At 60.6% G+C, this 23,709-nt stretch carries 23 protein-coding genes; 16 read left to right on the forward strand and 7 right to left on the reverse strand.

Annotation, left to right across the window (positions count from 1 at the left end; translation table 11 throughout):
• From ABJP42_RS17135 to thiC, 4 genes are all read right to left on the reverse strand, one after another.
• On the reverse strand, positions 1 to 691 hold a 691-nt coding region (locus tag ABJP42_RS17135; protein WP_348342518.1), incomplete at its 3' end, for a thiazole synthase.
• Between the two features lie 3 nt (positions 692 to 694).
• On the reverse strand, positions 695 to 892 hold the full coding sequence (gene thiS, locus ABJP42_RS17140) for a sulfur carrier protein ThiS (protein ID WP_348342520.1): 198 nt from the start codon (positions 890 to 892) through the stop codon (positions 695 to 697).
• Positions 889 to 1,866 (reverse strand): FAD-dependent oxidoreductase, encoded by a 978-nt coding sequence (locus ABJP42_RS17145; protein ID WP_348342522.1) that lies wholly within the window; start codon positions 1,864 to 1,866, stop codon positions 889 to 891. Before ABJP42_RS17145 ends, thiS begins: the two co-directional genes overlap by 4 nt.
• The gene (gene thiC, locus ABJP42_RS17150; RefSeq protein WP_348342524.1) at positions 1,863 to 3,701 is read right to left on the reverse strand and encodes a phosphomethylpyrimidine synthase ThiC; all 1,839 of its coding nucleotides are present in this window, start codon (positions 3,699 to 3,701) and stop codon (positions 1,863 to 1,865) included. Before thiC ends, ABJP42_RS17145 begins: the two co-directional genes overlap by 4 nt.
• Positions 3,702 to 4,153: 452 nt before the next feature.
• Here thiC and bioB point away from each other — a divergent pair, with 452 nt between their 5' ends.
• The 10 genes from bioB to ABJP42_RS17200 all read left to right on the forward strand — a co-directional run bounded on the left by bioB (position 4,154) and on the right by ABJP42_RS17200 (position 14,751).
• Positions 4,154 to 5,134: a biotin synthase BioB gene (bioB, locus tag ABJP42_RS17155; RefSeq protein ID WP_348342526.1), complete on the forward strand. Its 981-nt coding sequence runs from the start codon at positions 4,154 to 4,156 to the stop codon at positions 5,132 to 5,134.
• Entirely contained in the window at positions 5,131 to 6,300 is a 1,170-nt protein-coding gene (locus ABJP42_RS17160) for an 8-amino-7-oxononanoate synthase (RefSeq protein ID WP_348342528.1), read from the forward strand. Before bioB ends, ABJP42_RS17160 begins: the two co-directional genes overlap by 4 nt.
• A complete protein-coding gene (gene bioD / locus ABJP42_RS17165) occupies positions 6,297 to 6,947 on the forward strand; it encodes a dethiobiotin synthase (RefSeq protein WP_348342530.1) in 651 nt (216 codons plus the stop codon). The genes ABJP42_RS17160 and bioD overlap by 4 nt, the downstream gene beginning before the upstream one ends.
• On the forward strand, positions 6,944 to 8,242 hold the full coding sequence (gene bioA, locus ABJP42_RS17170) for an adenosylmethionine--8-amino-7-oxononanoate transaminase (RefSeq protein WP_348342532.1): 1,299 nt from the start codon (positions 6,944 to 6,946) through the stop codon (positions 8,240 to 8,242). The genes bioD and bioA overlap by 4 nt, the downstream gene beginning before the upstream one ends.
• Positions 8,243 to 8,244: 2 nt before the next feature.
• The gene (locus ABJP42_RS17175) at positions 8,245 to 8,886 is read left to right on the forward strand and encodes a pimeloyl-ACP methyl esterase BioG family protein (RefSeq protein WP_348342534.1); all 642 of its coding nucleotides are present in this window, start codon (positions 8,245 to 8,247) and stop codon (positions 8,884 to 8,886) included.
• Positions 8,887 to 8,899: 13 nt separating this feature from the next.
• Positions 8,900 to 9,688 carry a methyltransferase gene (locus tag ABJP42_RS17180; protein WP_348342536.1) on the forward strand — a complete coding sequence of 263 codons (789 nt, stop codon included), beginning with the start codon at positions 8,900 to 8,902 and terminating at the stop codon, positions 9,686 to 9,688.
• A 327-nt stretch (positions 9,689 to 10,015) separates the two neighbouring features.
• The gene (locus ABJP42_RS17185; RefSeq protein WP_348342538.1) at positions 10,016 to 10,975 is read left to right on the forward strand and encodes an ABC transporter substrate-binding protein; all 960 of its coding nucleotides are present in this window, start codon (positions 10,016 to 10,018) and stop codon (positions 10,973 to 10,975) included.
• Positions 10,976 to 10,998: 23 nt separating this feature from the next.
• Entirely contained in the window at positions 10,999 to 12,054 is a 1,056-nt protein-coding gene (locus ABJP42_RS17190) for a quaternary amine ABC transporter ATP-binding protein (protein WP_348342560.1), read from the forward strand.
• Positions 12,051 to 14,087 (forward strand): ABC transporter permease, encoded by a 2,037-nt coding sequence (locus ABJP42_RS17195; RefSeq protein WP_348342540.1) that lies wholly within the window; start codon positions 12,051 to 12,053, stop codon positions 14,085 to 14,087. Before ABJP42_RS17190 ends, ABJP42_RS17195 begins: the two co-directional genes overlap by 4 nt.
• Positions 14,088 to 14,235: 148 nt before the next feature.
• Positions 14,236 to 14,751 (forward strand): DUF2478 domain-containing protein, encoded by a 516-nt coding sequence (locus ABJP42_RS17200; RefSeq protein WP_348342562.1) that lies wholly within the window; start codon positions 14,236 to 14,238, stop codon positions 14,749 to 14,751.
• Positions 14,752 to 14,875: 124 nt separating this feature from the next.
• Here the strand turns inward: ABJP42_RS17200 and ABJP42_RS17205 are convergent, their stop codons facing one another.
• The 3 genes from ABJP42_RS17205 to ABJP42_RS17215 all read right to left on the reverse strand — a co-directional run bounded on the left by ABJP42_RS17205 (position 14,876) and on the right by ABJP42_RS17215 (position 17,120).
• Positions 14,876 to 15,313: a GNAT family N-acetyltransferase gene (locus tag ABJP42_RS17205; RefSeq protein WP_348342542.1), complete on the reverse strand. Its 438-nt coding sequence runs from the start codon at positions 15,311 to 15,313 to the stop codon at positions 14,876 to 14,878.
• Between the two features lie 4 nt (positions 15,314 to 15,317).
• On the reverse strand, positions 15,318 to 16,394 hold the full coding sequence (rsgA, locus tag ABJP42_RS17210) for a ribosome small subunit-dependent GTPase A (RefSeq protein ID WP_348342544.1): 1,077 nt from the start codon (positions 16,392 to 16,394) through the stop codon (positions 15,318 to 15,320).
• Between the two features lie 303 nt (positions 16,395 to 16,697).
• Positions 16,698 to 17,120: a MarR family winged helix-turn-helix transcriptional regulator gene (locus ABJP42_RS17215; protein ID WP_348342546.1), complete on the reverse strand. Its 423-nt coding sequence runs from the start codon at positions 17,118 to 17,120 to the stop codon at positions 16,698 to 16,700.
• 115 nt (positions 17,121 to 17,235) lie between these two features.
• On the opposite strand from ABJP42_RS17215, the gene ABJP42_RS17220 reads away from it, so the two are divergent.
• From ABJP42_RS17220 to ABJP42_RS17245, 6 genes are all read left to right on the forward strand, one after another.
• A complete protein-coding gene (locus ABJP42_RS17220; protein WP_348342548.1) occupies positions 17,236 to 18,357 on the forward strand; it encodes a substrate-binding domain-containing protein in 1,122 nt (373 codons plus the stop codon).
• 137 nt (positions 18,358 to 18,494) lie between these two features.
• A complete protein-coding gene (locus tag ABJP42_RS17225) occupies positions 18,495 to 20,090 on the forward strand; it encodes a flotillin family protein (RefSeq protein WP_348342549.1) in 1,596 nt (531 codons plus the stop codon).
• 46 nt (positions 20,091 to 20,136) lie between these two features.
• Entirely contained in the window at positions 20,137 to 21,357 is a 1,221-nt protein-coding gene (locus tag ABJP42_RS17230) for an urea ABC transporter substrate-binding protein (RefSeq protein WP_348342551.1), read from the forward strand.
• A 123-nt stretch (positions 21,358 to 21,480) separates the two neighbouring features.
• Entirely contained in the window at positions 21,481 to 22,347 is an 867-nt protein-coding gene (locus tag ABJP42_RS17235) for an ABC transporter permease subunit (protein WP_348342553.1), read from the forward strand.
• The gene (locus ABJP42_RS17240; RefSeq protein ID WP_348342555.1) at positions 22,347 to 23,402 is read left to right on the forward strand and encodes a branched-chain amino acid ABC transporter permease; all 1,056 of its coding nucleotides are present in this window, start codon (positions 22,347 to 22,349) and stop codon (positions 23,400 to 23,402) included. Before ABJP42_RS17235 ends, ABJP42_RS17240 begins: the two co-directional genes overlap by 1 nt.
• The coding region (locus tag ABJP42_RS17245; RefSeq protein ID WP_348342557.1) for an ATP-binding cassette domain-containing protein at positions 23,395 to 23,709 on the forward strand (315 nt) is incomplete at its 3' end. The genes ABJP42_RS17240 and ABJP42_RS17245, both read left to right, overlap by 8 nt.

Below are 23,709 nucleotides of genomic sequence, written 5' to 3' on the forward strand. Positions count from 1 at the left end.
ATCCGGCCTGACCGGCCTCGACCGCCTGCGCCATAGAGTGACCCATCAGCACCGGATCGCCGGCCTTGGCCACGGCGGTGTTGAGCAGCACGGCATCCATGCCCAGTTCCATCGCGGCAGCGGCATCCGAGGGGCGGCCAATGCCGGCATCCACCACCAGCGGCGTTTCGGGGAAATGCGCCCGCATCGCTCTCAGCCCATCGGGGTTGCGCAGGCCCTGGCCGGACCCGATCGGCGCCCCCCAGGGCATCAGTACTTCGCAGCCCGCTTCCAGCAGGCGCTCCCCCACCACCAGATCTTCGGTGGTATAGGGGAAGACCTTGAAGCCATCCTCACTGAGGATTTTGGCCGCTTCCACCAGTCCAAAGACATCCGGTTGCAGGCTGTCGGCATGGCCGATCACCTCCAGTTTGATCCAGTCGGTTCCAAAAACCTCGCGCGCCATCTGAGCTGTGGTCACGGCCTCCTGCACCGAATGGCAGCCGGCGGTATTGGGCAGAATGCGAGCACCAGTCTGGCGCAGCATCTGCCAGAAGCCGGTGCCCGCGCCGTCGGAGGTTTCACGGCGTAGCGAGACGGTGATGACCTCGGTGCCGCTGGCGGCGATGGCGTCACAAAGCACCCTGGGAGAGGGGTATTGCGCGGTGCCCAGAAACAGGCGCGAGGTCAGTTTTGTACCGTAGAACTCCATGGCTCAGCCCCCCTGCATCGGCGCCAGCACTTCGATGCGGTCGCCCTCTGTTAACCTGGTGTCAACACGTTTCGCGCGCGAAACAAATGTGCCATTCAGCGCGGTGGCGAGCGCCGGGCTGGTCATTCCCAGCTCGGAGAGGGCCTCGGCAAGCGTTTTGGCCGAAAGGTCATGCTCTTTGGCATTCAGGGTAATTTTCATCCGGTACACTCCATGGCTGGGGGCTGAGTAGAGGAGAGGGCAGGCTGCGGCATCAGACGTTCAGCAACGCGCTGCGCCATGGCCGGGGCAAGCAGGAACCCGTGCCGGTACAGCCCGTTCAGATGCAGAACGCCGTCCTGTTCGATCACTCGGGGCAGGTTGTCGGCAAAGGCGGGACGCAGCCCGGCACCCAGCTCAACCACGCTGGCCTCGCCAAACCCAGGGTGCAGGGCAAAGGCGGCACTCAGCAGCTCATTGACCGAGCGCAGCGTCGGTGCGCGGGTTGATGCGCTCTCCACCATGGTGGCGCCGATCATAAAATGCTGATCGCCGCGCGGCACCAGATAGAGCGGGATGCGTGGATGCAGCAGCCGCAGGGTGCGGCTGATTTCCACCTCCGGGCAATGTAGAATTGCAATCTCACCGCGCACCGGGCGCAGCTGGGGCAGGGCGGCAGCCATACCGGTGCAATCCACATCTACCCGCGCCGGGGCTGGGGTGTTGTAGCGGATCTCAGCGCCGAGACCTTGCACCTTGGCAGTCAGGTCTGCAAGGGCGCGGCGCGGATCGAGATGGGCTTCATCCTTGAAAAACAAGCCGCTGGAAAAACGCCCGGACAAGGCCGGTTCCAGTTCTTCAACCTGCGCCTGGCTTATCATCTGATGTCCCCGGGTGCGGCGGGCAAACCGGGTGAGTTCCACCCGGTCGCGGCGCGGCGCCACCACCAGCGTGCCGCGCCTGTGCACCGTTGTGATCTGGGTCCACCAGTCGATGGCGCGGCTTCCGAGGGTAATGACCTCTTCCTCAGCGCTTTCTCGCTCGCAATAGGGCGCCAGCATGCCGCCGGCAAAACGCGCCACACTGGCCGCACCAGGACCTGCCCCCTGATCAAAAATCCGCACCTCGGCGCCACGCTGCAACAGCTCATAGCCGGTGGCGAGGCCCGCAAGCCCCGCCCCCGCGATGGTGATCATTCTCCCGGTTCCAACACTTTGGCTTCGGGTGCAGGCACATAGAGCTCGCCGCCTTCGCGGAACTTGGCCGCCATGGCCTCCATGCCTTCTTTCTGGGCCTCGGCGCGGATGTCATGGCTGATCCGCATCGAACAGAACTTGGGCCCGCACATGGAGCAGAAATGCGCCACCTTATGGGCCTCTTTTGGCAGGGTCTGGTCGTGGTATTCGCGGGCGGTATCCGGGTCCAGCGAGAGGTTGAACTGATCCTCCCAGCGGAATTCAAACCGCGCCCGCGACAGGGCATCATCGCGGCGCTGGGCACCGGGCAGGCCTTTGGCCAGATCGGCAGCATGGGCGGCGATCTTATAGGTGATCACCCCCACCTTGACATCGTCGCGGTCGGGCAGGCCGAGATGTTCCTTGGGGGTTACATAGCAGAGCATGGCGCAGCCAAACCAGCCGATCATCGCCGCACCAATGCCTGAGGTGATATGGTCATAGCCCGGCGCGATATCGGTGGTGAGCGGCCCAAGCGTGTAAAACGGCGCCTCGTCGCAGCACTCCAGCTGCTTATCCATGTTTTCCTTGATCTTATGCATGGCGACATGGCCAGGGCCTTCGATCATCACCTGGCAATCCTTGGCCCAGGCGATCTTGGTCAGCTCGCCCAGGCACTCCAGCTCGGCAAACTGTGCCTCGTCATTGGCATCGGCAATCGAGCCCGGGCGCAGCCCATCGCCAAGGGAGAAGGAGACGTCGTATTTGCGGCAGATGTCGCAGATCTCCTCAAAATGCTCGTAGAGGAAGCTCTCCTTGTGGTGATGCAGGCACCATTTGGCCATGATGGACCCACCACGCGAGACGATGCCGGTCACCCGTTCCACCGTCATTGGCACCATATGCAGGCGCACCCCGGCATGGATGGTGAAATAGTCAACGCCCTGTTCGGCCTGTTCAATCAGCGTATCGCGGAACACTTCCCAGGTCAGATCCTCGGCAATACCGTTCACCTTTTCCAGCGCCTGATACATCGGCACGGTGCCGATGGGCACTGGCGAATTGCGCACGATCCATTCACGGGTGTTGTGGATATTGCGCCCGGTCGAGAGATCCATGACGGTATCGGCGCCCCAGCGGATCGACCAGACCAGCTTGTCCACTTCCTCTTCCATCGAAGAGGTGACCGCCGAGGTGCCCATATTGGCGTTGATCTTGACCAGGAAATTGCGGCCGATAATCATCGGTTCAATCTCGGGGTGGTTGACGTTGGCGGGGATGATGGCGCGGCCCGCGGCAACCTCGGAGCGGACAAATTCCGGCGTCACATAGTCGGGGATATTGGCACCCCAGTCGTGGCCGTCACGGTGACAGGGTGACAGTTCGCGCAGCTGGTTTTCGCGGATGGCGATGAATTCCATTTCCGGCGTGATGATCCCGGCGCGGGCATAGGCGAGCTGGGTTACCGCCTTGCCATCCTTGGCGCGCAGGGGCTTGGGTTTGACCGGGAATTCCGGCGTCAGCCGCTCACCCGAAACAAAACCATTATCGGCATCGGTGATTTCGCGGCCCTCATATTCCTCAACATCGCCGCGCGTCAGGATCCAGTCGCGGCGCAGCTGCGCCAGCCCCTGGCGGATGTCGGTCTGCTGGTCGGGATCGGTATAGGGCCCGGAGCTGTCATAGACTGGCAGCGGCGCTTCGCCTGCGGTGGGATGGGTGGAAATCTCGCGCATCGGCACCCGGATATCGGCATAGAGATCGCCGGGGACATAGATCTTGCGAGAGGCGGGCAGGGCGCCGGTGGTTACTTCCGGCGTCACCTTTGAGGTGGGTTTTGGGGTCGCTACAGTCATTTTGGTGCTCCTCGAGCCAATACTCAAAAAAGTCACCAGATGAGGCGTGGCTGGGAGGCGTGGAGAGGATGTACAGCCCTCCCGGTTCGGAGCGCGAAGGCTGCGGGGGGGTACAACCCTGCGGCGGTGCGTCCTAGCTTCCTACGCCAGTGTCAACTGGGTCAGGTTCTAAGGGTCGCGTCGCCGGTCAGATTGCTCTGACCTGTCAGCCTCTCAGTCCCCTCGGTGGGACTCCCCTGCGTGAGCCAAGACCTAGGGGAGAGAGTGGCCTGTCGTCAATGGAAATTTTGATAGATAAAAATAAAGTATTAAAAACAGTTGGATGCTTAGATATTGGGCGGTGATTGCCGCAGTGCAACATATTTCCTTGGCGGCTGGTCGTAAATTATCTATAAAAAACCAACCCGGCCGCGAGGCCCAATGACCCCATACTGTGACCCTCAGGAGAGCCCATGCTGGACGCCGCCCCAATTCGAACCGACTGGACCCGCGAAGAAGCGGAAGCGATCTACAACAAGCCCTTCATGGATCTGCTGTTTGAGGCGCAGTCGGTGCACCGGCTGCACTACGATCCCAACCAAGTGCAAAAATCCAAGCTCCTGAGCATCAAGACCGGCGGCTGCGCCGAGGACTGCGCCTATTGCTCGCAGTCCGCCCGCAATGGCGCCAAGCTTTCGGCCAGCAAGCTGATCGAGGTGGAGCGGGTGATTGCCGAGGCAAAGAAGGCCAAGGCAGGCGGTGCCACGCGCTATTGCATGGGGGCGGCCTGGCGTTCCCCCAAGGATCGCGACATGGCGGCGCTCGAGGCGATGATCCACGGGGTCAAGGATCTTGGCATGGAGACCTGCATGACCCTGGGCATGCTGGATGACACTCAGGTCTTTCGTCTGCGCGACGCCGGGCTGGACTATTACAACCACAATATCGACACCTCAGAGCGCTATTACTCCGAGATCATCACCACCCGCACCTTTGCCGATCGCATCGACACCCTGAACCGGGTGCGCGAAGCGGGCATGAAGGTCTGCGCCGGTGGTATTGTTGGCATGGGTGAGCAGCAGATGGACCGCATCGATATGCTGCTGGCCCTGGCCACCTTGGAGGAACACCCGGATTCGGTGCCGGTGAATATGCTGATCCCCATGGCCGACACGCCGCTGGCGGATGTGGCCAAGCTGGATCCGATTGAATTTGTCCGCACCATCGCACTGGCACGGATCCTGATGCCGAAATCCCATGTGCGCCTCTCGGCCGGCCGCACCGATATGTCGGATGAACTGCAGGCCATGTGTTTCTTTGCCGGGGCCAATTCGATCTTTGTCGGCGACACCCTGCTGACGGCAGACAATCCCGAAGAAGACAAGGATCAGGTGCTGTTTGATCGCCTTGGCATTACCGCCATGGGCATTGGCTGCGACGGTAGCCTGGGATGAGTCAGCCCGCCGCCGCTCAGCCCTTTCCCCGTCACGCCGAAGCCCTGCAAAGCCTGCAGGCGCGCGGGCGTTTTCGCCAGTTGATGCCGCGGGCGGGGCATGATTTTGCCTCCAATGATTACCTCGGCCTGGCGCAAAGCGAGCTGCTGCAACAGGCCGCCAGCGCTGCTCTGGCCCGTGGCGTTCCGGTGGGGGCAGGCGGCTCGCGGCTGTTGCGCGGCAATGCCGACGAACATGTGGTTCTGGAAGCAGAGGCCGCTGCCTTTTTTGGCACCGAGGCAGCGCTGTTCATGGGTGGTGGTTTCAACGCCAATCAGGCGATTTTTTCGACCCTGCCGCAAAAGGGCGATCTGGTGCTTCATGATGCGCTGATCCACGCCAGTACCCATGATGGCATGCGACTGGGCCGGGCCGAGGCCTGCAAGTTCCGCCACAATGATCCTGTTGATGCGGCGGCGCAGATTGCCGGGTGGCGCGCCGAGGGCGGTGCCGGGCAGATCTGGATCGCCATTGAATCCGTCTATTCCATGGAGGGTACATTGGCGCCGGTGGCGGAGTTCGCTGTCCTGGCCGCGCGCGAGGATGCGGTTCTGGTGGTGGATGAGGCCCATGCCACCGGACTTTTCGAAGATCTGGGACGCGGGCTGGCGCATGACTATGCCGATGACCCCAAAGTGCTGACGCTGCATACCTGTGGCAAGGGGCTGGGCGTATCCGGCGCGCTGATCTGTGGTGCACAGGTGCTGATCGAGAGCCTGATCAATCGCGGTCGTGGCTTTATCTTTGCCACCGCGCCCTCGCCGCTGAATGCGGCATTGGTACGCGCGGCCCTCAAGGAGCTGGCGCAGAACCCGGCGCGCAGCCAACGGGCCTGGGAGCATATCAAACATGCCCATGCGGAGGCGGCGCGGCTCTGTGGGCTCAGTGGATTTCAGAGCCAGATCCTGCCGGTGATCATTGGCGATGACCGGCGCACCATGGATCTGGCCGCCCGGCTGCAAAGCCATGGTTTTGACATTCGCGGCATTCGCCCGCCCACCGTGCCGCGTGGTACCTCGCGGCTGCGGGTTTCGCTCACTGGCACCCTGAGCAAACCGGTGATTACCCAGATGTTTGAATGTCTTGCCAAAGAACTGACGCAGTCCGGTCTGGAGGTGGCGGAATGACTGCAGTGGTGGTGACCGGAACCGATACCGGCATTGGAAAAACGGTGTTTTCTGCCGGTCTGGTGCAGGCGCTGGGCGCCCAATACTGGAAACCGGTGCAATCGGGCCTTGAAGACGAGACCGACAGCCAGATCGTGGCGCGGCTCTCAGGCCAGCCCATCCTGCCCGAGGGCTATCTGTTGCAGTTGCCCGCCTCGCCGCATCTCTCGGCCGAGGCCGAGGGGGTGGAGATTGACCCGGACCGCCTGAGCCTGCCGCAGGTCGACAGCCCCTTGGTGGTTGAGGGCGCAGGCGGGCTGATGGTGCCGCTCAATCGCGAGATGCTCTATCTTGATCTCTTTGCCCGCTGGCGCGCGCCGGTGGTGCTTTGTGCGCGGACCCAGCTGGGGACCATCAATCACACGCTTTTATCGCTGAAGGCGCTGCGCGATGCGGGCTGCACGGTGGTGGGGGTAGCCTTCATTGGCGATGCCGAACCCGCAGTCGAAGAGACCATCTGTCAGTTTGGAAAGGTGGCGCATCTGGGGCGTCTTCCGATGATTGCAGATCTTGGCAGCGCGCCCGAAGGCCCAATTGGGTGCGCAGCCTTGGCTGAGGTCTTTGCAGAACACATTGGTCTGGACTTGATAAGGGAGGCGCTGTCATGAATGCATCGGGTCTGAGCCAGCTGGAGTTTGACCAGCAACATCTTTGGCATCCCTATACCAATGTCGCCAAACCCGGTCCCACCTTTGTGGTGCGCGAGGCCGAGGGGGTGCATATCACCCTCGACGATGGCACCCGGCTGATCGATGCCATGTCGTCCTGGTGGTGCATGATGCATGGCCATCGCAATCCGGCCATCACCGCGGCTATTCATGGCCAGCTGGACCGGCTGCCTCATGTGATGTTTGGCGGGCTGACCCATGACCCGGCCATCGACCTGGGGCGCAAGCTCTTGGAAATCACCCCGGAGAGTCTGACGCGGATATTCTACTGCGACTCTGGCTCGGTTTCGGTTGAGGTGGCGATGAAAATGGCGGTGCAATACCAGCATGCCTTAGGGCATCCGGGGCGCAGCCAGTTTGCCACCACACGCTCGGGCTATCATGGCGACACCTGGAAGGCGATGAGCGTCTGTGATCCGGACACCGGCATGCATCATCTGTTTCAGGGTGCGCTGAGCGTGCAGCATTTTGTCTCCCGTCCGCCGATCCGCATGGGTGAAGATTGGAATGATGATCCGGCCCAAAACGGCATTGGAGAGTTGCGGGCGGTGCTGGAGGCCCAGGCGGGCAAGATTGCCGGCTTTATCCTCGAGCCCGTGGTGCAGGGCACAGGGGGGATGTATTTCTATCACCCGCAATACCTCAACCAAGCGCGTGCCTTGTGTGATGAACTTGGTATCCTGCTGATCTTTGACGAGATCGCCACCGGCTTTGGTCGCACCGGCGCGTTGTTTGCCACTGATTTCACTTCCGTCGAGCCGGATATCATCTGTCTGGGCAAGGGGCTCACTGGCGGGCATATTTCCTTTGCCTGCACCCTGACAAATGACCGGGTGGCGCTGGAGGTTGGCGGCGGCAATCCTGGCATCTTCATGCATGGACCCACCTATATGGCCAACCCGCTGGCCTGTGCGGCAGCCAAGGCCTCGCTGGACCTGCTCACCGGGCAGGATTGGCGTGCCCGTGTCGGTGAGATCTCGGCGCAGCTGCAACAAGAGCTGGAACCGGCCCGTGCCCTGCCCAATGTGGCGGATGTGCGGGTGCTGGGCGCCATCGGGGTGATCGAGATGGAGCACCCGGTTTCGGCGGATGCGGCCCATGCCCGCGCCCATGAAATGGGGGTTTTCTTGCGCCCCTTTGGCAAGAATATCTATACGATGCCACCCTTTATCACCACGCCGGATCAGCTGAGCCAAATCACCGACGGCATGCTGCGCCTGGCGCGGGAGCTCTAGCGGTGCAATATCGCTGGATCCGCAAAAGCCAGACACCGGTGCTGGGCCCGGGGCCGCGCAGGGAGGCGATTGTAGTCTTTGGCGGCTGGGCTGTGGGGCCAGAGGTCTTCACCCATCTGGCCGGGGATCAGGACGTGCTTTTTATACAGGACTACCGCAGCCTGGAGATGGATCTGCCGGATCTCTCTGGCTATGCCCATGTCAGCCTGCTGGCCTGGTCTTTTGGGGTGGCTGCCTATGGTCATTGGCAGGCGGGACGCGCGGATCCTTTTGATCGTAAGGTAGCGGTGAACGGCAGCCTGTCGCCAGTTGATCGCGATACAGGCATTCCACCAGTGGCACTGCGCAAAACCATCAAGACACTCAGCACCGAGTCCTATCAGCTGTTCCTATCGCGGGCCTTTGGCAGCGCGCAGCCTGCTGCGGTGACCGATGTCGAGGCGCGCAAGGCAGAGCTTTTGGCGGTTGAGGCCCGGGGCCCGGCCCCGGATCCGGGGTTCGACCGCGTCTGGATTTCCTCACGCGATAAGATCTTCCCGCCGGCCAATCTGGCACGGGCCTGGGCCGGGCAGGGCATGCGCCAATGTGAAGCCCCTCATATGCCCTTTGCCGCTTTTGCCAGCTGGCAGGCGCTGCTTTCATGAAAGGCGGACTGGCATGAGGGATCAGCTTGCTCCGGTGTTGAAGCAGTCGCGGGTCCGGCAAAGCTTTTGCCGCGGCTTGCAAAGCTATCATCAAAGCGCCTCGGTACAGGCGCAGATCGCCCAGGAACTGGTACAGCAGATGCAGGCGCAGGACATCGGACCACAGGTAGGGCGGGCCTTGGAATTTGGCGCCGGGACCGGCCATCTGACCGCGGCACTGCTTGAAGCGTTTGAGATCGCAGATCTGACCCTCAATGATCTGGTGCCGGAAGCCGAGGCCCCGCTGCGCCGGGTTTTGAGCGACTTTCATCAGCCAGCCTCCCTGCGCTTTGGTCCGATCGAGACGCTTGACATGTCTGGGTCATTTGACCTCATCACCTCCTCTTCGGCGGTGCAATGGATCGAGGATCTGCCCTCCGCTCTGCACCGGCTTGCGGATCACCTGCGCCCCGGCGGCTGGCTGGGGTTTTCTGGTTTTGGGTGCAGCCAGTTTCACCAATTGGCAGAGCTGGGCTCTGTGGCGGCGGCGCCGAGCTATCTGGACGCAAGGGACTGGCCGCAGGTCCTGCCTGCCGGGATGAGCGCCGTGGCGGTGCAGCAGCAAGAGATCACGCTGCAGTTTGACAGCGCCCTGGATCTGCTGCGCCATCTGCGTCGCACTGGTGTCAATGGCCAGGCCAGCCGGGGCTGGACCCGGGCGGATCTGCGGGATTTTGATCGCTGCTATCGGGCGCGTTTTGGCAGGGAAGACACCCTGCCGCTGTCCTATGATGCGGTCTGGATCCTGGCCCGCAAACTCTAGCGCGCGAGCTGCGACAAGCGGCAAAATCTCATCCCCGGATGAGAGCCTTCAAGAATCATTTATTGGCCAGCTGTTTAGAAAATTAAATGAAGAATTAAGAAATTCACCCAAAAGGGCCGCAAAACCTCGACAAAGGGTCGCAAAGCGTTCAAAAACATGTGGCATACCCGGTCACACTATCGGGAATAATTCTTTGGTCGCCTCTGCTGCCCGGTCTCATGTGTTTTGAGCGCTGGTGATCTGGCGACCTTATTGGCCCAAAAGAGGCCGTAATACTCCGCTTGGTTGGTCAAAAGCTGACCTGGTACATAAACAGGGAAATCAACGATGAAAACGACTACTTTTGCAACAGTGCTGAGTGCTGCCACCTTGGTTGCCGGCATGGGCAATGCCGCTGAAATGGGTGCCGTGGATCAGCCAATCAAACTGGCGCTGAACGAATGGACGGGTCAGCATGTGACCACTCATATCGCCGGTGAGATGCTCAAAGCCGCGGGCTACAAGGTGGAATATGTTACTGCCGGGATGATGAACCAGTTCCAGGCCATCGCTGATGGTGAGATCCACGCGACGCTGGAAATCTGGTCCTCCAATGTCTCTGACGAATATGCCATCAAGATCTCTGAGGGCAGCATTGTGGATCTGGGCGATCTGGAACTGGCCGCCAAGGAAGGCATCGCCTATCCCGCCCATGTGGCCGAGCTGTGCCCTGGCTTGCCCGCCTGGGAAGCCTTGAAAGACTGCGCGCCTTTGTTTGCTTCGGCGGAAACCCTGCCTGCCGGCCGTCTGGTTGACTACCCTGCCGATTGGGGCACTCCTGGCGCTGATCGGATGACTGGTCTGGAACTGCCGTTCAAAGCCGTCCCCGCCGGTTCCGAAGGCGCCCTGATTGCTGAGCTGCGTGCCTCCAGCGAGCGCAAAACACCGCTGCTGGTGACCTTCTGGCAGCCGCATTGGGCGATGTCGGCCTATGACGTGCAGTTTGTTGACCTGCCTGCGGGCGAAGAGGCCTGCTTCAACGATCCAGCCTGGGGTCCCAACCCCAATGCCGTGAATGACTGCGATTTCTCCTCGACCCTGATCTCCAAGGCGGCCTGGTCCGGCATGGCCGAAACCTGGCCTGCAGCCTTTGAAATCCTGTCCAACTACACGCTCAGCGTCGCGGATCAGCAGCCTATGATGGGCGCTGTTGATGTTGATGGTGGCAAGGTCGAAGAGGTGGTTTCTGCCTGGATGGAAGCCAATGCCGATAGCTGGCGCCCCGTTGTCGACGCCGCGACCAAGTGAGCGCGACAGTGAGCGAGACAGCAATGACTGGCTCTGACACGCCTGCCATTTCCTGCCAGAATGTCTGGCAGGTTTTTGGCACCAATGCAGACAGCGCCTTGAAAGAGGCGCTGTCGCAGTATCAGACCCCGGATGAGGTCTCTGCAGCGCTGCGCGCTCAGGGGCTGGTGCCTGCGGTGCAGGATGCCAATTTTGAAGTGCAGGAAGGCGAGCTCTTTGTCATCATGGGGCTGTCTGGTTCTGGCAAATCGACCCTGATCCGCTGCATCTCGCAGCTGCTTCCGGCCTCGGGCGGGGAGATCCGCATCGAAGGCGAAGATATCGTTTCCGCCAGCAAGGCCCGGCTGATCGAGCTGCGCCGCAAGACGCTCGGCATGGTGTTTCAGCACTTTGGCCTGTTTCCTCATATGACCGTGGCCGACAATGTTGCCTACCCGCTGAAAGTGCAGGGGGTAAAGCGCAAGCAGCGCCGCGCCAAGGCACAGGAAGTGATCAAGCTGGTGGGGCTTGAGGGCCGCGAAGACCGTTTCCCACGGGAACTGTCAGGAGGCCAACGTCAACGCGTGGGCATTGCCCGCTCGCTGGTGGCCGATTGTTCCGTCTGGTTCCTGGATGAGCCGTTTTCGGCGCTGGATCCGCTGATCCGCCGCCAGCTGCAGGATGAATTCCTCGATATTCAGGACAAGCTGAAGACAACAATTGTTTTCATCACCCATGACATCAACGAAGCGCTGAAACTGGCGGATCGCATCGCCATCATGCGCGACGGCAAGATCGTGCAGATCGGCACCCCGGCCGATATCGTGCTCAATCCGGTGGATGACTACGTGCGCGAGTTCTCCAAGGATGTGGCCAAGGGGCGTCACGCTAATGTGGCCTCGGTGATGCAAAACCCCGAGGGCAACAGCTATGGCGCTGATGATCCGGGCCTGCGCCGTAATATGACGCTGGATGCGGCGCTGGCGCGCTGTATGGATCTTTATGATCCGGTGCCGGTGCGCGATGCTGACGGCACCTTGGTCGGGGTGATCAACCCGGCGGATCTGGCGGCGGCGCTACAGGTGGAAACCGAAACATGACGCGGCTCAGTACTGGCAGCCTGGCGGCGCTGATTGCAGTGATCGCCGGGGCATTCTGTTTGCTGTTTGAAGGACTGTTGCCCTGGGTGAACGCCTTTCCGCAGGCCTGGGTGCTGCCCGCAACCGAAACGGTTGGCGGTGGCGTCAAAAGTGGCCTGACCTTTCTAAAGCCCGCAGCGCGGATGTTTTCAGCGCTGATGGCCTATCCAATGGCAGCGATGAACTATGTCCTGTCTACCATTCCCTGGCCGCTGCTGATTGCCGCAACTGTAGCACTGGGCTGGCGGATTGGCGGTATGACCATGGCGGCAATGGCCGCCATTGGTCTGGGACTGGTGGTGGCCTCGGGCTATTGGGTGCAGGGGATGAATACCCTGGCGCTGGTGGCTGTTTCGGTGCCTTTGGCGCTGCTGGTTGGCGGCGCTATTGGCATCTTTGCCAATGAGTTTCCCGGCTTTCGCCAGCCGGTTCAAGCCCTGCTGGATGTAATGCAGACGGTGCCGACCTTTGCCTATCTCACGCCCCTGCTGGTGCTTTTTGGCTTTGGACCGGTGGTGGGGCTGATTGCCTCTGCGATCTATGCGGCGCCGCCGATGGCGCGTAATGTGCTTTTGGGGCTGCAGCGGGTTGAATCAGAGGTGAAGGAAGCCGCTGTCATGGCCGGGGGCACCCGCAGGCAGCAACTGTTTCAGGTGGAAATCCCGGCGGCCAAGGTGCAGATCATGGTCGGGGTCAATCAATGCCTGATGGCGGCGCTGTCTATGGTGATCATTGCTGCGGTTATTGGCGGCTTTAATGACATCGGCTGGGAAGTGCTCCTGACCATGCGCAAAGCGCAGTTTGGTCCGGCGATGCTGGCGGGCTCTGTCATTGTGATCTTTGCCATCCTGATCGACCGGATGAGCGGAACTCTGGCGCAGGAACGCCGCCAGTTATGGGATGGGCGCGTCTCGCTGGGTATTCTGGCGCTGGGGCTGATTGCCAGTCTGGTGTTCTGGAACAGTCTGGGCGATCCGAGCAGCTATCAGCTGCTGGACCCACTGGCCGATGGGCTGGACAGCTGGTTGACGGATTTCACCCGTGCCAATGCCTATTTTCTGGCCAATCTGAAAAACAGCATCATGTTCTATGTGCTGCTGCCGCTGCGCATTGGTTTGGATCAGGCGATCCTGCCCTTTACCTGGGGTTTTCAGTGGACCGCAGCCATGAGCCTCTGGTTCTACGCTGCTGCCGTCCTTGCGGCGCTGGCGCTGGCGCTGAATGGGCGGGTGACCCTGGGGCTGGTGCTGCTGATCGCTGCGGGCATTTTGGAAACAGGCGTGTCGCAACTGCCCTGGCCCTTTGTGCTGATTGGTGTTGGCGCCCTGGCCTGGGTGGCTGGCGGGCATCGGCTGGCTCTGCTTTCCGTGGTTTTGCTGACCACCATTCTGGTCTCGGGCCTCTGGGAGCGCGCCTTGCTGTCGCTTTACCTGTCTGGCGCTGCGGTCTTTGCCTGCGCGGTGCTGGGGGGCGGCATTGGCCTGCTGAGCGCGGTCTCGCCGCTGGCCTGGCGGGTGGTGCGACCGATCTGTGACATGCTGCAGACCATCCCGCTGTTTGTCTTCCTGATCCCGGTGCTAATGGTGTTCCAGATTGGCGAGTTCTCGGCCTTTCTGGCGATCATCGCCTATGCGGTGGTGCCAATGATCCGCTACACACGGCAGGGGCTGATCTCCACACCGGAAGAGATGATCGAGGCGGCCACCGCATCCGGTGCCACCGGCTGGCAGATGATGCGGGATGTGCGCGCGCCCTATGCGGCGCCGACCATCCTGCTGGGGTTGAACCAGACCATCCTCTATGCCTTTGCCATGCTGGTGATTGCGGCGCTGATCGGTACCACCGGTCTCGGCCAGTCGATCTATCTGGCGCTGGGGCAGGCGGATGTCGGGCTTGGGATCTCTGCCGGGGCAGCCATGGCGATCCTGGCGCTGATTGCTGACCGCATCGTTCAGGGCTTTGCCGAAGAGCGCAAAAAGGCTCTGGGTTTGTAGGCTTGAGCTTCAAACCCGAACCTTTAAAGCCTCCGCGCCGCCACAGTTTGACTGCTGTGGCGGCGCGGCAAATCCACCTCTGGCGCCGGGGATCAATTGCGGATAGCAATTGGGGCGCAATTCCAAACCACTGATGAAGGGGCAAGTGATGCATCTGGCCTATGTCATGACCAAAACCCGTGGCGGCACCGATCGGCTGCTGAGCAGCCTGGCCGAAGCGCTGGACGCCAAGGGCATCGCCCTGGCCGGCATCGTGCAAACCAATACAGAATGCAGCGATGATGCGCTTTGCGATATGGATGTGCGGGTCTTGCCAAAGGGGGAGACAATCCGCATCTCGCAATCTCTTGGCGCTGGCGCGCGCGGCTGTCGGCTGAATCCCGAGGCGCTGGAACAGGCGGTGGGTCAGGTCAGCGGCAGCCTGCAGGCAGAGCCGCGCCCGCAGGTGTTGATCGTCAACAAATTTGGCAAACACGAGGCTGACGGACGTGGCATGCGGCCAGTCATTGGCGAGGCCCTGGCCCAGGGACTGGTTGTGGTTTCCGGCGTTAACAAGATGAACGTCGAGCCCTTTAAGGCCTTTTCAGATGGAATGGCGGTTCAGGGCGCCGATGATCTGGAGGGGTTGGTTGCCTGGGTCGAAGAGGCTCTGGCTTCCGGATGAAACTGGCCTCTGGGAGAACCTGACGGCAGGGTGAACCTGGCCATGGAGTAAGTCGCATTCTTGCCTATCGTTTTTCAGGCGCTCGAGAAAACCGAGCGCCTGTTTTGTCAATACGGGTGGCTCATCAGGCTGGATCTGCACCTGGCATGGCCATTTGCAAAATGGTAAAACCGGACTCTGCGTGGTGATATTCCCCTATGATTTCAAAGCCGTAGCGCAGATAGAAAGGCAACCCGATCTTGTTGTCCTTGAAGACCTCGACCCGTAGAGGACCTTTCAGAGAGACTACATGATCCACCATGGCCCGGCCATGCCCCTGCCCATGACAGGTGGGATCGAGAAACAACCCGCCTATTTCAGTGTCGATCATGGCGATAAAGCCGATGGGTCGCTGCATTTCTTCGAGCACCCAGGTCTGTGCCTGGGGCAAAAACACCTCGCGGACTGAGGTACGGACAAAATCGGTAAACTCTGGTGGCAAAAAGGGATGTGCTGCGGCATTGGCTTTTTCCCAGATGGCGAGCAGGGCTTCGGTGTCTTTGGATGTGTAGCTGCGAATCATTGGTTTACTTCCGTTTGTGTTTCTGGATCGCCCGGATCCGTTTTTGCAGGGCTTTGTCATCGGACTTTCGTTCGGCGAGGGTTGAGGCGTTAAACCGTTCTTCGGCCACAAGTTTGTGCCAGCGGGCCAGACGCTCTGGCGTGATCTCACTCGTTTTGACAGCGGCCTGAATGGCGCAGCCCGGCTCGCTGTCATGCCGACAATCGGTAAAACGGCACTGGGTGGCGAGGCTGGCGATATCCTCAAACAGATCGGCGATACCGCTTTCCACATCGGTCAATTGCAGCTCGCGCATGCCGGGGGTGTCCAGTACCGCGCAGCCATTGGCCAGGAAATGCAACTGCCGCCGCGTGGTGGTGTGACGTCCCTTTGCATCATCCTCACGGATGCCAGAGGTCTCCACATTTTGCGTGCCGGTCAGGGCATTGGTCAGGGTCGATTTACCAACCCCGGAAGAACCGAGAAAAGCAACCGTCTGTCCCGGCCTGCACCAATCCCCCAGCCGCTCCTGCGGTTCGGCGCCAAGCGCATTCAGGGTGACCACAATGACGCGACTGGAGATCGCCAAAGCCGCCTGTTGGTAGGGCGCGCTGTCAGGGCAGAGATCGGCCTTGGTCAGCACAATCACCGGGGTGACTTCGGCCTCAAAGGCCAAGGCCACATAGCGCTCCAGCCGGGCGATGTTGAAATCCTTGTTGCAGGAACTGGTGATAAAAGCGGTGTCAACATTGGCCGCGATCAGCTGTCGCTTGCGTTCGCGCCCCGGTGCGCGCCGCTGAAACAGGCTTTTGCGGCGCAATGGTGCACTGCCTGCGGGATGTTCGCGGTCCAAAAGCAGCCAGTCGCCAACGGTGGCCTCTGGTCCAGGAGGGAGCAGCTGGTCGATGCCATCGCCCAGCACATGCAGTCCGTTGCGATGCACCTCGATAACCCGCACTGGCGGGGTGTTTACCTGCGCGTCAAGATCGCATTGTTGGGCAAAGAAAGCTTGCCAGCCGAGGCTTGGCAGTTTGCTGGGTTTGGTTACGACAGGTTTGACCCTGCCTGAGGAGGGCAAGAATTGGGAATAGTCCCGTATCATTGTTGTGATCTTTCGTGGTCCGACATCGGCTGGGGCAGGGGGCAGCAGCAGCTTGGGCCTCGCGGCAGCCTGCGTCGGGTAATGTGTCTGATAGATGATCGCAGAACTTCAGGCGCCCAAAAACATGGGCGGTGATGTCACTGTTGTTCTGCACCGGGAGGACGCTCTGCCTCCCCACATTACTGGGTCATAAAATCTCCATACCTAGGATCCTGAGATAGGTATGCAGATTGCCTCTGTCAATTGTCACCTGCGCAGAGAGTTTGCCAAAGCCCCAAGGGGAGGGCCGGGGCTGCAGGGGATTTAGAGAATCTCGCGCAGCAGCTGGATCAGCCGTGTGGAGTCACCTTCGCCAAGTTGATCGAGGATCGCCGCATCCTGCTCTTCGATCTCTTGGCGGATTTGCACCATGCGCTTTTTGCCAAGGGCAGTGGGCAGCAGGTTGATCTGCCGGTGATCATTCTGCGCCACCTGCCGATGCACCAACCCGTCCGAGACCATCCGGTCCACCAGTTTGGTCAGCGTCGGCGGGTTCATCAGAACGATTTCGGCCAATTCCCCCATGGTCAGACGGTTGCCCATCTCCAGGGTTTCCAGAATCCGCCAGGCCTCGATCTGGATGCCGTGCTTGCGCAGGCGGGCATTCAACGAGGTCGCAACCTTTCGGTGCGCCGCCGCCAGCGTATAGGACAGGTAGTTGTGAATCGGACTGATGCTGTTTTCCATGTTGAGTTTTCCAAGCGCCTCACCGGAGTCTGATAGGGAGATTTTAGTTGACTTGGAAAGTAAGTTCAAATGGAATGTGCCTGTCCCCGATCCCTGTGAAAAGGGCGTTGCCGCCATGACACCGTTTACGACCCTGCCAAAGATTCCAACGGAATTGGAGGAACTGCAAGATCACCCCGGCTCGCGCAGCAAGGGCACCTATCGCATTGCGCTGTTGATACCGCTGTGCGGCTCTGCCGGGCTCTGGGCGCCCTCTTGTATTTCCAGCGCCCAGGTCGCGGTGGAAGAGCTGAACAAAAGCGGCGGTGTTGATGGCCGCAAGGTTCAGCTCATTATGATTGATGCGGCGATGGAGGCCAGTATCTCGATCGAGGAGATCGTCAATGACCTCATCGTCACGGGATCGATCGACGCCATTGTCGGCATGCATATCAGCGCCATCCGTCAGCGGCTGAGCAAGGTCGTGCGCCAGCGCATCCCCTATGTCTACACGCCGCTCTATGAGGGCGGCGAAAGCACCGCCGGCCTGTTTGCCATCGGCGAGACCCCGCAAGAGCAGCTGGGGCCCTCGATGGCCCTGATCCAGAGCCAGTATCGCCCCAAAAGCTGGGCGCTGATCGGCAATGACTATGTCTGGCCAAGGACCTCACATCTCTTTGCCAAGTCCAAACTGCGCGAGATGTCGGTTGATCTGGCCTATGAGCAATATGTGCCCTTTGGCTCGCGCAATATCGCGCAATACGTGGCCGAGATCGCCGCCTCAAAGGCCGAAGCGGTGCTGATTTCGCTGGTTGGCCAGGATGCAATTGCCTTCAACCGGGCCTTTGGCAGCGCCGGGCTGCACAATCACATGGTACGCCTATCCTGTGCGGTCGAAGAAAACGGCCTGCTCGCCGCCGGATCGCGCAACAGCAAGCGGTTGTTCGCCGCCTCCTCCTATTTTGCCGCCCTGCCGACCGAGGCCAATGCCGCCTTCAAAGAGCGTTACTTTGGCCTGCACGGAGAGCAGGCGCCGGCGCTCAACGCGATTGGGCAATCCACCTACGAGGGAGTGCATTTCCTCGCCGGGTTGATGCAGGGCCATGCCAATGTCTGGCGCGATCACTGCGTTTCAGATGCGCTGCCGGTGATTCATCGCAGTGGGAGAAAAGACCTCTCTTCAAACCGGAGTGAACGACCTCCGGTCTATCTTGCGCGAGCGGATGGCTTGAAGTTTGAGGTAATAAAAGAGTTTTAATCAACAGGTTAGATGAAATTAGTTTCCGTTTCAATTTTATTACTTGAAAAGGAAACTAAAACCCCTCACGGTTTGTGTCATTCAAACCGCCTCCCATTCGAGGTGGCGGGACACATGTAACGTCGGGGAGAACGACCTTGCTCTGGATCGCTTTGTTGGTGCTGGTAGCACTGCTTGCCCTTGTTGGGATTTGGTTCCTTCACAGATTTTATGCCAAGGCAACGCTTGACAGCGCGCTGGTCAGAACCGGCTTTGGCGGGCGTCGCGTAGTCACGGATGGCGGCTGCATTGCACTGCCGATCCTGCACCAGATGCAGAAGGTTTCGATGGGGGCGCTGAACTTTTCCGTCACCCGTCAGGGCCGCGAGGCGGTGCTGACGCGCGATAGGCTGCGGGCCGATGTGACCTTTGGCTTTGAGCTGCGGGTCTCGCCAACTGAGGAGGGCATCGCCACAGCGGCGCAGGCCCTGGGGCAGCGAATTGCCCGCGGCGGTGACACCATCCACGAGGTGCTGTCTGGCGCATTGGTCAATGCCATCCAAAACGCTGCTGCACGCCGCAGCCTGGAAGAGATCCACCTGGATCGCGGCGGATTTGCCCAGGAGGTTGCCCAGGCCATTGAGGCGCAGGCGCAGCAATTGGGGCTGACCCTGGTCTCCACCTCCTTGATCACAGTGGATCAAAGCGATCTGAGCCAGCTGAATGAAAACAACGCCTTTAACGCCGAAGGCATGCGGCGTCTGGCCGAACTGGTGGCGGATCAGCGCAAAGAGCGTGTCCGTATCGAGACCGAGGCGGAAACCGCCGTGCGCACCAGCCGTCTGGCGCAGCACCAGCGTCAGCTGGAACTGCAGCGCGAAGAACGCGAGGCAGAGATCACTCAGCAGGAATATCTGAGCAAGCTGGAGGCGGATGCCAAATCCCGCGAGGCCCAGGCCCGTGAGGTGGCAAAACTGGCCAGCGAAACCGCCCGCATTGAAAGCGACAACCGCGCCAAGGCGGCGCAGGTCGAACAGGATGAAATTCTGAGGAAATCTGAAATGGCGGCACTCCTGTCGCTGGAAGAAGCCAAGATCGCCAATGACATCCAGCTGGCCCGCAAACGCGCCGAAGAAGCCGAGGCCAAGGCGGCAGAGGAACAGGCCCGCGCGCTTGTTATCCTGGCAGGCGAAGAGGTGCAGGCGCAAAAGGAACGCGCCATTGCCGAACGCGAGCGCAACACCGCCCGGCTGCAGCAGGAAAAAGAGCTGGAGCTGGAAGAGGCACGGGTCAAACGCGATGTGGATACCCTGTTGATCCGCGCCCAGGCCGAAACCACTGCCGCCAGCAAGGCCGCCGAGGCCGAAAGGGCCCGGATGCAGGCCGAGGCAGAGGGTCGCGTGGCGCTGAACTCTGCCGAAAACACCCTAAGCGATGCCATCATTCGCATGCGGCTTGAGGAGCGTAAACTGGATCGCCTGCCCGAGATCATGACCCAGATGATGAAGCCGGTGGAGAAGATCGACTCGATCAAGATCAACCAGATCTCCGGTGCCGGTTCAGCTCCGGGGGCCGGAGCTGCGGGAGAGGGTGTGGACGGGGCCTTTGGCGCCGCTATGGATCAGATCCTCGGCATGGCTGTCCGTCTGCCCGCGATGAAGCAGATGGGTGAGGAGATCGGGCTCGACTTTGACGCCAACCTCGCCGGGCGTACCGCTGATTACGCCAACCGGATCAAACCCAAACCCGAATGACGCAGGCAAACTGCGCGATTTATCCAACACCACGGAGGGAAGACACATGACCTTGAACAGACGCAGCTTTTTGTCCGGCACTGCCGCCATCACCGGGGCCGCCATGCTGCCGCAGGCGGTGATGGGGGCAGAGACCATCAAACTGGGTTCAATCCTTGATACCTCGGGTATTTTTGACGCCTACGGCAAGCCGATGGATATGGCGATGCGGCTGGCGGTGGCAGATATCAACGCCGCTGGTGGCCTCTTGGGCAAACAGGTGGAGGTGGTAGCCTATGACACCCAGTCCGATATGGCGCTGTACTCGCAATACGGCCAGCAGCTGACCCGTCAGGACCGGGTCGACGTGGTGCATGGCGGCATTCTCTCCGCCTCACGCGAGGCGATCCGCCAGACCATGCGCAAGACCAAGACCCTGTATTTCTACAATGTGCTCTACGAGGGTGGGGTCTGTGACGGCAATATCTTTATCAATGGTGTGACCCCGGCGCAGCAGGTCGAAGCTCTGGTGCCCTATGCCATGGGGAAATCCGGCCCCAAGGTCTATATCCTAGCGGCGGATTACAACTACGGTCAGATCACCGCCCGTTGGATCCAGAAATTTGTCGCCGACAACGGTGGCGAAACCGTCGGCGTTGATTTCTTCCCGCTGGATGTGAGCGACTTTGGCTCCACCATTGCCAAGATCCAGACCGCAGCGCCGGATCTGGTGATTGCCCCCTTGGTGGGCGGCGCGCATCTGTCCTTCTTCCGCCAATGGGCGGCGGCAGGCATGAAGGATCGCATTCCGCTGGCTTCGACCACCTTGGGTGTTGGCAATGAACACAAGGTGCTGACACCGGAAGAGGGCGATGGCATCATGGTGGCCTATAACTACAGCCAGGAGCTGGACAGCGCTGCCAATAGCGCCTTCAAGGAAAAATGGGCCGCAGCCTATGGCGACAGCGGCATGATCCACGAGATTGCGGTCTCCAACTATCAAGGCTTGCTGACCTGGGCGGAAGCGGTGCGTCAGGCCGGCTCAATTGATCGCGACGCGGTGATTGCTGCGCTGGAAACCGGCCTTTCGATCGAGGGTCCCGCGGGCAAGATCACGGTGGATCCCAAGACCCACCACGCAGTGCTGGATGTCCATATCATGGAGATCGAGAACCAGGGCATGCGGGTGGTGAAAACCCTGCCGCAGCGCCAGCCGATTGATACCCAATCGGTCTGCGATCTGGCGGCGAACCCGGGCGACAACAGCCAGTATGAGATCGAGATCTGATCCTTACCTCTTACTGACCTTCTTTCATTGCTGACATGGGGCGGCCCCTTCACTGGGGAGTGGCCGCCCTGCTTCTGCACGGCCGTAGGGTGGCCGCGCTGTGCCCAAGGAAAACGGACGCTTATGGACCTGTCATTCGTCATTCTGGTTGAAATGCTCTACGCGGTGGCCTCGCTGGTTCTGATCAGCGCCGGTCTGGCCGTTGTCTTTGGCATGATGAAAGTCATCAACCTCGCCCATGGGGAATTCATGATGATGGGGGGCTATGCCACCATCACTGCAGTGAACCTCGGGGTGAATATCTTTGTTGCCATGCTGGTGATCGCGCCGCTGATTGTGGGGCTGATTGGTCTGGTGGTGGAGCGGCTGGTGATCCGGCACCTTTACGGACGGTTGGTGGATACCATGCTGGCGACCTGGGGGCTGAGCCTGTTTTTCATCGGGCTGGCCACGATGATCTTTGGCAATACCACCACCGGCATCTCCACCCCAATTCCCGGCTTCAGTGTCGGCAACTATCAGATCAACGGCTATAATTTCTTTATCATCGTGATCGCTGTGCTCTTGTTGATCGCCATGCTTGTGGTACTGAAATCAACCCGCGCAGGCCTTGTTGCCCGGGGCGCCATGCAGGGGCCCGATATGGCTGCGGCGCTGGGCTACAGCCCCAGCCGCATCTATATGGCGACCTTCTTTTGCGGCTCGGCCCTGTCGGGGCTGGCCGGGGCGGTGCTGGCGCCATTGGTGGGACTGGTGCCCACCTCGGGCGGGGCTTATATCGCCAAGGCCTTTATCACCGTCATTGCCGGTGGCCCCTCGCTGATCGCCGGGTTGTTTTCCAGCGCCGGTTTGTTTGGGGTGGTCAATCAGCTCTTCACCTTTGCCATCTCGCCGGTGATGGGAGAGGTCGCGCTGTTGGTCGCCGCCGTTATCCTGCTGCGGCTTTTGCCCCAGGGGATCACCGGAAAATTCTTCAAAGGAAAACTGTGATGCAGGGCAGCACTCCATCCGCGGGGAGCCTGCAAAAGGATATCCTCACCACTGTGGTCATCACCGCGCTGTTGCTCTGGCTGATGCCGATGCTGATCTCCACCTATACGCTCACCGTGCTGGTTATCTATGGCATGCTGGGGCTGAGCCTTGGGGTGATCTGGGGCTTTGGCGGCATCCTGTGCTTTGGCCAGGCGGCGTTTTTTGGCCTGGGTGCCTATACCTATGCCATTGCGGCGATCAATATCGGCGAAAGCACCCTGCCGATGATCCTGGCGGTGCTGGTGCCGGGGGGCTTTGCGGCGTTGCTGGGGGCCTTGATGTTCTACGGGCGGCTCACGGATGTCTATCTCGGAGTTATCACCCTGGTGGTGACGCTGATCCTGTTCAAATTCATCAACTCCACCGCTGGTCCGCACTATGTTATCGGCAAGGCCCGCCTCGGCGGCTTCAATGGGATCCCCGGCTTTCAGACCCTGAATGTGCCGGGCCAGCCCGAGGCCTATATCTGGGGCGATGCCTATTTCTATCTCTGTGCGGTGCTGCTGGCGCTGGTCTTTGTGCTGGTCTCGGCGCTGCTGCGCTCCAGTTTTGGCCGGGTGGCAGTGGGCATTCGCGAGAATGAGACCCGCATGTCGCTAATGGGCTACGACGTGCGGGCGCGCAAAACCCTCCTCTTTGCCATTGGCGCCGCCATTGCCGGGCTGGCAGGCGCCCTGTTTGCCAATTGGGGAGAGATCGTCACCCCCAGCCTGTTTTCCCTGGGCCAATCCGCCGAGATCATCATCTGGTGCATCGTTGGCGGCCTGGGCACCCGGCTGGGGCCGATCCTTGGGGCGGCGGGGCTCGCCTATCTCAAGTTCCTTCTGGGCCAGCAAAGCCTTGTTGATAACACACTGATCACCGGCCTTATTCTGGTGCTGTTTGTCCTGTTCCTGCCGCGCGGTCTGGTGCCCGCAGTGGCCAGCCTCTGGCAGGGGCTGTGGCGGCGGCGGTCCAGGGGCCATGGGTCGCAGACGCGCCATATGCGCAACAGGGAGCGGCTCAATGGCTGAAGTCATTCTGGAAACCCACGGGCTGACCATGCGCTTTGGCGGGGTGGTTGCCGCCAATAACGTCGATTTCAAACTCAAGGCCCGCGAGTTGCGCTGCCTGATTGGCCCCAATGGCGCAGGTAAATCGACTTTTTTCAAATGCATCTCGGGCCTGCAAACTCCTACCGAGGGCCAGGTCTATATGCGCGGGCTGGAAACCACCCGCTGGATGCCGCATGAAATTGCCTCGCTCGGGGTGGGGATCAAAACCCAGACGCCCAATGTTCTGGACGCGCTGAGCGTTTTTGAAAACATCTGGCTGGCGGCG

Origin of the sequence: Pseudophaeobacter sp., assembly GCF_039971195.1 — a bacterium.
GTDB lineage: Bacteria > Pseudomonadota > Alphaproteobacteria > Rhodobacterales > Rhodobacteraceae > Pseudophaeobacter.